At 37.6% G+C, this 12,968-nt stretch carries 9 protein-coding genes and 1 pseudogene; 2 read left to right on the top strand and 8 right to left on the bottom strand.

The genetic code is table 11. The annotated features are described in order from the left end of the window. The 7 genes from galT to VNJ50_RS06985 form a co-directional block, all read right to left on the bottom strand. Positions 1–758, bottom strand: a 758-nt coding sequence (galT, locus tag VNJ50_RS06955; protein ID WP_325580331.1) for a galactose-1-phosphate uridylyltransferase, incomplete at its 3' end; no start/stop codon positions are given. Positions 759–773: 15 nt separating this feature from the next. Next, positions 774–1,931 carry a galactokinase gene (gene galK / locus VNJ50_RS06960; RefSeq protein WP_325580333.1) on the bottom strand — a complete coding sequence of 386 codons (1,158 nt, stop codon included), beginning with the start codon at positions 1,929–1,931 and terminating at the stop codon, positions 774–776. 3 nt (positions 1,932–1,934) lie between these two features. Further along, entirely contained in the window at positions 1,935–3,581 is a 1,647-nt protein-coding gene (locus tag VNJ50_RS06965) for a solute:sodium symporter family transporter (protein ID WP_325580335.1), read from the bottom strand. A gap of 10 nt (positions 3,582–3,591) precedes the next feature. Beyond that, positions 3,592–4,509: an aldose 1-epimerase gene (locus tag VNJ50_RS06970; RefSeq protein WP_325580337.1), complete on the bottom strand. Its 918-nt coding sequence runs from the start codon at positions 4,507–4,509 to the stop codon at positions 3,592–3,594. Positions 4,510–4,512: 3 nt separating this feature from the next. Continuing rightward, positions 4,513–5,511, bottom strand: coding sequence for a GntR family transcriptional regulator (locus VNJ50_RS06975; protein WP_325580339.1), 999 nt, complete (start codon positions 5,509–5,511; stop codon positions 4,513–4,515). Positions 5,512–5,602: 91 nt separating this feature from the next. After that, entirely contained in the window at positions 5,603–6,979 is a 1,377-nt protein-coding gene (locus VNJ50_RS06980) for an exonuclease domain-containing protein (protein ID WP_325580341.1), read from the bottom strand. Then, the gene (locus VNJ50_RS06985) at positions 6,979–7,749 is read right to left on the bottom strand and encodes a LexA family transcriptional regulator (protein ID WP_325580343.1); all 771 of its coding nucleotides are present in this window, start codon (positions 7,747–7,749) and stop codon (positions 6,979–6,981) included. The genes VNJ50_RS06980 and VNJ50_RS06985 overlap by 1 nt, the downstream gene beginning before the upstream one ends. 161 nt (positions 7,750–7,910) lie before the next feature. Between VNJ50_RS06985 and VNJ50_RS06990 the strand changes: the two genes are divergently transcribed. After that, positions 7,911–10,922: a DNA polymerase III subunit alpha gene (locus tag VNJ50_RS06990; protein WP_325580345.1), complete on the top strand. Its 3,012-nt coding sequence runs from the start codon at positions 7,911–7,913 to the stop codon at positions 10,920–10,922. A 75-nt stretch (positions 10,923–10,997) separates the two neighbouring features. After that, positions 10,998–12,215: a DNA polymerase IV gene (gene dinB / locus VNJ50_RS06995; protein WP_325580347.1), complete on the top strand. Its 1,218-nt coding sequence runs from the start codon at positions 10,998–11,000 to the stop codon at positions 12,213–12,215. Between the two features lie 239 nt (positions 12,216–12,454). Here dinB and VNJ50_RS07000 read toward each other — a convergent pair. Further along, a pseudogene (locus tag VNJ50_RS07000) lies at positions 12,455–12,968 on the bottom strand (patatin); the annotation flags it as partial.

A 12,968-nucleotide genomic window follows, 5' to 3' on the forward strand; every position in this document is an offset into this window, starting at 1 on the left:
AAGCTTTCTGCATCCGATAATTCGGTAATGTCTTTATAAGCTTTTTTAGGAACAATCATGGTTTCAAACGGCCAAACGGCCCAAAATGGCGCTAAGACCACAAAGGCATCGTTTTGATAAATGATACGTTCATTGGCCTGAAGTTCTTGTTTGAGATAATCGCCCAGAAGGCTGGTTTTATTTTTGTCGAAATAGGCTTTTTGATGCTGATCTTTCTTTTCTACTTCGTTGGGCAATGTGGATTGACTCCAAATTTGCCCATGTGGATGCGGATTGCTACAGCCCATAACGGCTCCTTTATTTTCAAAAATCTGAACGTAATTGATCATCTCGTTTGAGCCTAAAAGCATGTATTCCTTTTGCCAGGCTTGGACTACTTTATTGATATCCTCCACTTCCATATCTGCCAAACTTTTGGAATGATCCGGACTGAAGCAAATAACCTTACAAATACCCTGTTCACTTTCGGCTTTGAACAATCCATCATTTATGGAAAACGTAGGCGACGTGGTTTGCAATGCCGCAAAATCATTCGTGAAGATAAAAACATCTTTATAATCGGGATTTATTTCACCATTAATTCGCGTATTCCTTGCGCATAAATAACAGGTGGAATCGTGTGCAGGTCGCTGTTCATTTGAAACGGCTTCGTTTTGACCTTGCCATGGCCTTTTCGCTCTGTGTGGCGAAACAAGCACCCATTCGCCCGTTAAAATATTATAGCGTTTATGCGAATAATCTTGCAAATTGTTATCCATCTTACTTTTGTTCAATTATTTTGACTTTACAATATGTGTCCCTTGAGCCAGTTTTACCTCATAAATAGAGCAAGCTCTTCCAAATTTTGCTTTAAAAAGTTCAGCGATCTGATTTTTAAAGGATTCAACTTCACTTTTCAAAACCAAGTTTATAGTACAGCCGCCAAATCCGCCGCCCATCATTCGGGCACCAATAACATGAGGAGTTTTATGTGCTTTATCCACTAAAAAATCGAGTTCTGTACAGCTTACTTTATACTTATTGCTTAAACCATCATGGGATTGAAAAAGCAAGTTTCCTAAAGTTTCCAAGTCTTCTTTTTCTATCGCTTCTGAAAATTGATGCACACGATTATTTTCTTCGATAACATACAATGCCTTTTGATAATCGGCTTCTAATAGGTCATTTTTAATAAGATCTAAATCTGCTTTTGAAGCATCTCTCAACGCTTTAATTCCAAGTAATTTTGACACTTTTTCACAAACTTCACGACGGTCATTATACGCGGTTTCTGCCAAATCATGCTTTACATTACTATTGATAAGCATTAACTCATAATCCTTAAAATCGATTTTGTAAGGCTGTGAAGTCACCGTTCTACAATCCAACAATAAGGCGCAGTCTTCAATACCGAACATGCTGGCGTACTGGTCCATAATGCCGCATTTTACACCGGCATAATTGTGTTCTGCCTTTTGAGAAACCAAAATCATCTCTTGTTTTGACAATCCAAGAGCAAAGAGATCGTTCAATCCATAAACAAAACTATTTTCTAAAGCCGCCGACGAAGACATCCCGGCGCCGCCAGGAATATTTCCGGAAAAAACGGCATTGAAGTTTCCGATATTTTTTCCGAGTACTTGTAATTCTGCAACAACACCTAAAACGTAGTTTTTCCAATCACCATTTTTTAAAGGCTGAATTGCATCTAAATCATATATATATGTTTCATCTTTATCAAAAGCCAAAACCGTGCTTTGATGAGCTTCACTTTTTTGTATGGCCAAAGCGATGCCTTTATCGATGGCCGCTGGAAATACAAATCCGTCATTATAATCGGTATGCTCACCTATCAGATTGATGCGGCCCGGAGAAAACACGATTAAAGGTTCTGATTCAAATCGGTCTTTAAAACGGTCTGATACCGTTTCTATCAATTCCTTATTCGTCATAATTTAAGCAAAATAAACATAAAGCGCTACGACGATCAGACAGACAAGAACGCCCGCCTGTTTGACATATTTCCAAGGTGTGATATCCACTTGTTTTGTATATTCTTGGACAAAAGGTACTTCTCTAGGTTTGAATTTCCCGATAATCAGCATGATCACGATATTCAACACAAATAAGATGGCCATAATATCCAAATAATGTGGATAAGCCTGTGCTTCTACCAATGCCAAAGCGGCGGCATCCGTGACTCCCGATGAAACTGCTTCTTCAATGGCTTTGTTAACAAAATAATCCTTAAGAACAAACTGGCTCAAACAGTACAACAAGCAACCGGAAAGCAATCCGACTTTAGCAGCAATGGCCGGGACGCGTTTTGTGGTATAACCCACAACAACAATGGTTAAAATAGGAATACTGTAAATACCATTAATTTCTTGTAGATAATTAAACAAACTACCGGCATTGGCAATAAGTGGCGCTATAAACATGGATGCAAAAGCCAGTACGGTTCCAAATATTTTACCATACTTTACAATCGTTTTTTCATCGGCTTCTTTGTTTATATGCTGTTTATAAACGTCAATACCAAATAAGGTGACCGAGCTGTTTAACACACTATTGAACGAACTTAAAATAGCCCCAAACACTACAGCCGCAAAAAATCCGAGCCATGCGGTAGGAAGTACTTTTTTGACCAACAACGGATAAGCACTATCACCGTTTTCTAAGCTGCCTTGAAAAACATGAAAAGCAATTAAACCTGGTAAAACAACAATTATTGGTCCCAATATTTTTATGAAACTGGCCAATAAAAGTCCTTTTTGACCTTCTTTTAAATTTTTGGCACCAAGTGCCCTTTGGATAATTTGCTGATTGGTTCCCCAATAAAACAAATTCACCAACATCATTCCTGTAAAGATCGTGTAGAACGGAACCGGATCAGTTGGTCCTCCCATCGATTTGAATTTATCGGGATTTTCAGTGGTTAGAGTACTAAGTCCATCCAACAGATTGCCATCACCAATAAACAACAAACCAAAAATAGGAATCAGAAGTCCGCCTGTCAACAAACCAATAGCATTCAACGAATCGGATACCGCAACAGCTTTTAAACCTCCAAATATGGCATAAATAGAACCAATAATACCAATGCCCCAAACACATATCCAAATGGATTGTGTATGGGTTACACCCAATAATTCAGGAACATCAAACATACCGCTAATGGCAAGTGATCCCGAATACAAAATGACCGGAAGTAAAACCACGACATAGCCTGAAAGAAACAGAACAGAGGTCAATGTTTTGGTGGTCACATCAAAGCGCTCTGACAAAAACCCTGGAACGGTGGTTAGACCTCCTTTTAAATAACGTGGCAACAAAAATATAGCAGTTAGCACCATGGCCACGGCCGCCAAGGTTTCCCATACCATTACAGACAATCCACTTTGATAGGCCGAACCATTTAATCCAACCAATTGCTCGGTAGATAAATTGGTCAGCAATAAAGATCCTGCAACGACGCCTGCCGTTAAGCTACGTCCGCCCAAAAAATAACCGTCTGAAGTGGTTTCGTCTGTTTTTCTAGTTTTGAAATAGGAGATGATTGCAACAAGTGCCGTAAATCCGATAAAAGTTAAAAATTGCATAGCTAATTGTTTAGTTAGTTATTAGTTGATCTGAATGGTTTTGAAAAGTAACATCCCATTTTATGGCATAATTAGCATTTGGTTGTAAAATTTGGAGACCTATTTTATTATTAAAACTATCGGCAGCTCCTGTCATTGGCTCAATAGCAATAATATTTGGCGTGTTGGGCGTATAAAGTTGCAAGTAATTTTCCTGTGAACTGCTTGTTATCTTTAGACCATACTCAGGTGTTAAAAGGCAAATAGTATTGTTTTTAAGAGGATAACCATCATCCAATTTTACACCTTCAAGTGGATATGGCATTTTTACATCCAAAGCTTTTGTACCGCAAACAATTTGCTGTTTATCAGATACATACTTCGTATCACCATCAAAATTAATAGCACTTTGGTCCAAATTTTGGCTCACAAAATAAGGATGCCAACCTATGGTAAATGGAAATGGGTTTTTATCGGTATTGACAACGTGGACAGCTAAACTGAAATTTTCGTCAGATAATGTATAAGTCAATTGGATATCAAACTGAAAAGGAAATCCTTGAGATGTTTCGTTGTGTGTGTATTGCAAGGTTACCGATCCGTAATTTGCTGTCAATTTATGATCAACATATTTAAAAGTCTTGTCGTAAACCAATCCGTGAAGCGCATTATTTTTATCAATTTCATTACAATCCAAAACGTAGTCAACCCCATCAAATGTGTATTTGCCATCCCGAATTCTGTTCACAAATGGAAAAAGAATAGACGACGCATAATTTATGGCATACGTAGAAGAATCAAAATTGGCAAGCACTTTAATGCCGTCAAATTCCAATCTGCTAAGCCGACCACCTTGATTAAGACATAGCGTTGCTTTAGATTTGTTTTTTGGATTTTGTATTTCAATAAAATCCAATCCGTTTTCTATGTTGTGAGTAAGTTGATACAAATTTTATATAGAATTTCTAAGGATTAAACGGTTGGGATTTTCAACTTGGTCAAATTCTTTATTCAAGATCATTTGCGCCAATCGTTGTCCCATTAAATTAAAATCGGTTGAGATTGTTGTGATGCCACCTTCAACTATCTCTTTTAATAAACTATCATTATAGGAAATCAGCCCGATATCTTTAGCAAGTACAAAATGCTGTTCCTTAATACGTTTTATGATGCGTATTAAATTCTTATCGTCCAAGATCATATAAACTTCACCTTTGGACAACGCTCTATTCTCAAGGGAATCGATGACTTCGTTTTGCAGATCATGATCTGAACAAAATAGTTTAAAACCATCCAAAATACCTTGTGGCTGACGTGCCGCCGGATATAGTAAAACCAGTTTTTCATAGGATTGAATTTGAGTCAGAATACCTTGGAGACCTTGATAAATATCCTTTTTAAAATTCTGAAAAACAGAAGGATAATTTTTAAGTGCGTCGTTGGTTTGGTCCAAAATAAAAACTTTTCCTTCTGGCAATCTATTGATAATTTTCTCAGTGTTTTTAAGATTTGCCGGCATAATAACGTAAGCGCTATAATCTCCAGCGTTATCGTTAATCAATTTACTGAACACATCGGGATTAAAATGATGAAAGAAAATATCCACTTGAACATTATCGCCCAAACCAGATAAAAAAGAATTGTATAAATCCTCTTTAAATGAATTAAATTCATCAAACAACAAGAATATCTTTTGGTTAACCTCAACATCCTCGCTGTTTACATAATAGCCTTTACCAACGATCGATTTTATGACCCCTCTCGTTTTAAGCTCATTAAACGCGGTCAGAACGGTATCTCTTGAAAGTGAATTTTGATTTTTAATACTGTTGAGCGAAGGCAGTTTATCTCCCTTTTTTAACGTACCGGCCATTATTGCACCTTCAATGGAAGCCACAATTTGCTTGTATTTGGGAATACCCGATTTTTCCTTGACCGTTACAATTCTCATATAACAAATTTAAAATAATTTGCCATATAAACAAACTGGTAGGTACTGGTATAAGTTGTGTTTAAAAAATTCCTTTCATGCCATTTGGATTTTATGCTTTTAAGGTCAAAACATTTGGAGACTGCAATAAGAATTTTCTCAAAATTCCTTGAATTTCCGTAGTTTCCTTTTGCGGAATGAGAAACGTCTCCAAATCATCTGCATTTAAAATCTGTTCTGATTTTTCCACAAATCCATAACCCAAATAAAGTCCATTTTTTATCAGGATAAATGCCTCTTCTTCGGCATGACGCCCTTTTTCTTTTAAAACGATATTCTGATTGGAATTTGCCATATAATCAATAGCCAAATTGGCGCGCTCATTATAAAAATCGACCGATTCCTCTTGTCTGCAAACACCTTTACAACTGGTCAATTTATAATGCGAACAGGTCCAAACATTTTCTTGCAAATGACAATATTTTGGACACAATTCAAATTGCTCACAAACTTGCTCCAAATAAAGTCGACAATCACGGATACTATGGAATATTTGCAACGGATTTGGTGTTGCCTTCAACGTATTATACGCCAAATGTTGAATGCCTTGCCGATCTTCATAACTAAAAACAGCATACGATTTTGGCACGCGCTTAGCGGCTTGGTTGTAGATTGGGAAATGATGTTTGATGGCTGCATCTTCCATAAGTTGTGCTACAAGATCGCTTCCTGATAGTTCAAAATCAATGTGCGCTGTTTCTCTGCACAAATCGAGTTCTTTTTCTTTTTTATCATAAAAATGGCCTAAAACACGTTTTTTAAGATTGATAGCCTTGCCCACATAAATGATTTTTCCTTTTTTATTTTTGAAGTAATAAATACCTGGTCCATTGGGAATGGCATCAAAAACGGCACTTGGTAAATAGGAAGGCAAAGTGGCTTCTTTAGAACCCTTTTTTAAAAAGTCGTTAAAAACCGTTTCAGAGTTTTTATGTGCCAACAATTTTTCAAAAAGCGTAACGGTGGCTTCGGCATCGCCACGCGCACGATGCCTATCGACTAAATTAATAGCCAACGAGTCGCACAATTTTCCCAAACTATACGATCGGAATCCCGGAAATAGCACTCGTGATAAACGCACCGTACACAATTTACGGCGTCTAAAATCAACATCAATTTTTTTAAATTCCTTACGGATCACATTATAGTCAAAATTGACATTATGGGCCACAAAAATGCTATCTTCAGTAATAGCAAGAACCGCTTCTGCAATTTCCGAAAATGTAGGTGCATCGGCAACCATCGCATTATCAATACCAGTCAAAGCTGTGATATAATCAGGAATTAAAGCTTGCGGATTGACTAATGATGTAAACTCTTCAAGAACCTTTTCACCATCATGCTTAAAAATGGAAATTTCCGTAATCTCATTGCCACGCCCTGTAGTTTCGACATCAATAATGGTATAAGTGGTTTTAGATTTTCCCATTACGCCATTTTTTGGACAGCTTCCAACTCTACTCTCAATTCTTGGAACATTGCTATAATACTACTCATTTTTAATTCCTTCTCGTCATATTCCTGAGTGTTGATACAACAGGTAAATTCCCAAAGTTCCAACACGTTTTCTATAGGAACTTCATACGGCTGATAGGATTTGTTATCACTACTCAGCAATAAACTTTGCTTTTCTTCTATCAAATTATAGATGCGTTTGTACACCAAACCATCGTCTTTGGTCAATACAATATAGGTACGTCCATTTTTTACATCTTTAAGATCTTCAACAAATTTAGCAACTACAAAAGCACCATCTTTTACAGGCAACATCGAATCGCCCTTAATCGGAAAAGCACGATGGGTTCCGGTGGGAAGAAACGGCAATTTAATTTTCTGCAACTGCTCAATATATTCGGGGTCGTCATATCCTGACAAATAACCCGCCGATGCTTTTGCGGGAACAATTTCAATAAGCTCCTCATTAGCTTCATTAACCGTTATCGGAAACAGTATGCGCTTACTTCCAATATCAATAAAAGAAGTGTCTTTAGCTTTCCGCAAATCGTTTCTCACCAAAATATCAATCGGAATTTTAAAATAATTCGATAAATCAATCAATCGGTCAATGGGCGGTTCCGAACGGCCTTCTTCATAAGATCCGACGATGGACCGCGACCAGCCCAGCTCATCTGCAAAACGTTCTTGCGAGAGTTCTTTTAAGGAGCGTAAATGCTTTATGTTTACTTGAATGTGTTTCATATACTGTTGTGGGTTGTCGGTTGTCTGTAATCAGTTTGATCAAAATTTTACCATCGTTAATCTTCAATCCGTCATCCGTCATTTATCAATTGCTACAAATATAAGCAAGACAAACTACATATAATAGCTAATTTTGAGAAATTATAAACCAGTACCATAAAATGTATCTCAATTGTCACTCCTATTACAGTCTCCGCTATGGCACCATCAAGCCAGAGCAGCTGCTTGCTATTGCTTCTGAAAACGGCGTAAAAACCTTGGCGTTGACTGATATCAACAACACTTCGGCATGCTTGGATTTTGTGAAATTATCGTCTAAATATAAAATAAAACCGGTTTTAGGAATCGATTTTAGAAATGGTGTGAAACAACAGTTTATACTGCTTGCCAAAAACAATAATGGGTATAAAAACATCAACGATTATCTTTCCTTATTTCTACATGATTCCAAATTAAAAATTCCTGAAATTGCTCCACAACTAGATGATGTTTTTGCTATATATCCATATGTTCACAAAAAAACATACCTCCTAAAAGAACATGAGTTTCTGGGTATCAAACCACAAGATTTAAACCTTCTCAAATTTTCTAAATGGAATGCTTTTAGAAATAAATTGGTCATACTGCAAACTGTTTCTTTTCAGAACAAAAAGGATTATAACACCCACCGATTGCTACGTGCCATTGACAACAACACTTTGTTGAGCAAACTTTCAAAAAGTGAGCAGGGGCAAGAAACAGACAAAATGTTACCATACCAAGAGTTGGGTACTATTTACCATGAGTTTCCTGAAATCTTAAAAAACACAGCATACATTCTTGATAAATGCCATATTAATTTTGACTTTTCACATCAAAACCCAAACAATCAACGTTGCTACACCAATAACGAAGCCCTAGATTTTAAACTGCTTAAAAAACTGGCTTATGACGGTTTGGCATACCGTTACACAAATCCACAAAAACATGTTTTTGAGCGTATAGAAAAAGAATTGTCCATCATTGAGCAGAAAGGATTTGTATCCTATTTTCTTATCAATTGGAAAATCTTAAAATACGCCCGAAGCAAAAATTATTTCTACGTAGGCCGTGGCAGTGGTGCCAATAGTATTGTGGCGTATTTACTTCGGATTACAGATGTGGATCCTGTAGAACTCGACTTATATTTTGAACGTTTTATCAATATCTTCAGACAAAACCCGCCCGATTTTGATATCGATTTTTCATGGAAGGACCGAGAAGATATTACCAGATTTATTTTTACGAAATTTAAAAACACAGCACTGATTGCCGTTTATAACACCTTTAAATTTAAAGCGTCCATCCGTGAATTAGGAAAAGTATTTGGCTTGCCAAAATTAGAAATAGACCTACTCACAAAAGGCAAATACAATATTCAGCACTTGGATCAACTATCGCAGTTGGTCGTCAAATACAGTACTTATATTGAAGGGTTTCCCAATTATCTGGGCATTCATGCCGGGGGAATTATCATTTCCGAAAAACCAATCCATTATTACAGTGCCACCTTTATGCCTCCAAAAGGTTATGCCACCACGCAGTTTGATATGGTTGTAGCTGAAAATATCGGGTTGTACAAATTTGATATTTTAAGTCAACGTGGGCTCGGAAAAATCAAGGAAACCACGGAAATTGTTGCTTATAATCATCCCGATAAACCACCTATTGATATTCACGACATTAAACGATTCAAACAAGATGCACGCATCAAATACTTGCTCAAAAACGCCAGAACCATTGGCTGTTTTTATATAGAATCGCCTGCCATGCGCATGCTGATGCAAAAGCTACAAGTTGATGATTATTTAGGATTGGTGGCAGCAAGTTCCGTCATCCGTCCCGGCGTAGCCAAAAGCGGTATGATGCGCCAATACATTTTACGGTATCGCAATCCACAACGCCGCAACGACGCTCCTAAAGTACTGCTCGATCTTATGCCAGAAACCTTTGGCGTCATGGTGTATCAGGAAGACGTCATCAAAGTGGCACATTATTTTGGCGGACTTACGCTTGGCGAAGCCGATATGTTGCGTCGTGGCATGTCAGGAAAATTCCGTTCGCGCGATGAGTTTATGAAAGTGAAACAGCAATTTTTTGACAATTGTAAAAAATCAGGAAAACCTGACGATTTGGTCATCGATATTTGGAAGCAGATTGAAAGTTTTGCAGGCTATGCATTTGCAAAAGGCCACTCGGCATCGTATGCCGTGGAAAGTTACCAGAGCTTATTCCTGAAAGCTTATTTTCCATTGGAATACATGGTGGCAACCCTCAATAATTTTGGTGGATTTTACAGTACAGAACTCTACGTTCACGAAGCTAGAATGAATGGTGGCATAATTGAAGCACCTTGCATTAACACAAGTTTTACACAAACCATTATTCGTGAAAAAACAATCTATCTCGGATTTATGTTTCTGCAATCTTTAGAATCAAAAACCATCAAGCAAATTATAGAAGAACGCAATGCGCACGGGCTCTTTTTGAACTTGGATGACTTTATTGAACGCGTCCCGATTTCCATAAAACAAATTTCAATTTTAATAAAAATCAATGCATTCCGATTTACAGGAAACAACAAGCGCGAATTGCTGTGGGAAGCATATTTAAAAATAACCAAACACACCGCTCAAGAACAAACCATAACGCTTTTTAAAACAGAACGTATCCACTTTAAAATTCCAAAACTGCCAAGTAGTGTTTTAGAAAATGCCTTTGACGACATCGAATTATTAGGATTTCCGCTTTGTAGTCCATTTGATTTATTAAAAAATCAGTCCTCAAATTTACTACGGGCCAAAGATCTAAAACTATTGGAAGGAAAAACCGTCACAATTGAAGGCTATCTCATTACTGTTAAAAACACCCGAACCAGCGGTGGTAAAATCATGCATTTTGGAAACTTTTTGGATCGTAATGGCGATTTTGTAGATACTGTACACTTTCCACCTGTAGCTGACAAATTCCCATTTGAAGGAAAAGGAATTTACAGCATTACAGGAAAAGTAACCATCGAATTTGATTGCGTAGCCATTGAAGTAAAATGCATGGAACGGCTCGCAATAATTGAAGATTTGAGATATAGTGCAAGCGCATTACCTAAGTTTTATTCACAAAAAGAAAAAACATTGAGAACAGAACAACATGTATAAAAACTCAAAAAAATAGACTTCCAAAAAACAAACTTCCTAATCAACCACCCCATTTTATCTATTACATTTTAAATCATGATCCACCAACGCGCCATAGTCCACATGGATTTAGATACTTTTTTTGTATCCTGCGAACGCCTGCTTGACAGTCGCCTGATCGGGAAACCCATACTTATTGGCGGCACCAGCGACAGAGGTGTTGTAGCCTCCTGCAGTTATGAAGCCCGAACATTCGGGGTACATTCTGCCATGCCCATGCGTATGGCAAAACAATTGTGTCCCGAAGCCATTGTGCTTCGTGGCGATGCCGGTACTTACACTAAATTCTCACAAAATGTTACCGATGTTATTAAGGACAGCGTGCCGATGTATGAAAAATCATCCATTGACGAATTTTATATTGATCTGACCGGGATGGATAAATTTTTTGGATGTCACAAATTGGCTTCAGAATTGCGCCAACGTATCATTCGTGAAACTGGCTTGCCAATTTCCTTTGGATTATCACTCAACAAAACCGTTTCAAAAATTGCCACCGGCGAAGCAAAACCCAACAATGAAATCAGAGTTCCTTCGGGTACCGAAAAACAATTTCTGGCACCTCTATCGGTTAAAAAAATACCTATGGTTGGCGATGTGACCTATAAATCCTTATGCGACCTGGGCATCAAGCAAATTAAAACCGTTCAAGAAATGCCCATGGAGCTCATGTACAAAGTTCTTGGAAAAAACGGGTTGAGCATTTGGAACAAAGCCAATGGCATTGACAATTCTCCAGTGATTCAATATCAAGAACGCAAATCTATTTCTACCGAACGTACTTTTAATAAAGACACCACCGATGTTGCAAAGCTAAAAGGCATTATCATTGCTATGGCCGAAAACTTGGCATACCAACTACGTCGCGGTAACAAACTAACAGCATGCGTTACTTTTAAAATCCGGTATTCCGATTTTCAGACCTACACCCAGCAACAACGCATTCCGTATAGCGCTATGGATCACAACCTGATACCAGTGGTATTGGATTTATTTAAAAAACTTTACAACCGACGTCTTTTGGTACGTTTGATTGGCGTAAAATTCAGTCATTTGGTAGAAGGTGGCCATCAGGTCAATTTGTTTGAGAACGACACCAAATACCTCAACCTAAGCACAGCGATAGACAAAATGCGCGAGCGTTATGGCGACAGAGCGGTTATCAGTGCCGCAGGCATGGAAGCTAAAAGCATTGGTAGATGGAACCCATTTACTGGCGAACCACCACCATTATTACCTCATCGAAAAGCGTAGGTGTTTTTGTTATTGCACAAATTTTAAAATACGTTAATCAAAATGAAGGCTCATTAAACCTAAGCACATCTATGACATCAGTAAAATCAATGCCCAAAAAACACGCCGTGTATCTCAGCGAAACAACTCCCGCCGATAATCGCAGATAAAAAATCAGTGACAATCTGCTCAATCTGTGTTTTCTGTGTTCAAAAAATTATGATAAACTCATGAGATTCCTGCCTCCGCCGGAATATTAATCAAAACCAAAACCCCAGATTGAAAAACCAAATTCTTTTTCTGGTTTCAGGAGAGTAAGTGTATTTAAATTGTAGAGGTCCTAAAAAAGTTTCAATGCCATAACCTAAGGCATATCCAGAGTAATCGGGTGTAGAAAACCAATTGCCCGTTTCGAACAAACCATAACCTATATTGGCATAATTAGCTGAAGCGGTGATGTAGTGTTTTTTAAAAAGTTCATAATCCAAACTCAAAGTACCTTTTACAAAACTATCACCGGTGAGCGATACATGATCGTATCCATAAAAAGAAATAAAATTATTAATAAAATTATTGCCATAACCTCCAAGTGCAAAATCGAGGGTTTGCGTATTGGTATCACCAATCTTGAATCCGCCTTGGGTAAAAATATTGGCCGAAAATTTATCACTAAGTTTAAACGCATAACCTATATCGGCTTTAGCTATCGAAAACTGATTAAACTCCTTGTTAAATTTAGACGCATGAAGGTAGAGATGAAAATCACCATTAAAA

Origin of the sequence: Gelidibacter sp., assembly GCF_035577925.1 — a bacterium.
Lineage (GTDB): Bacteria > Bacteroidota > Bacteroidia > Flavobacteriales > Flavobacteriaceae > Gelidibacter.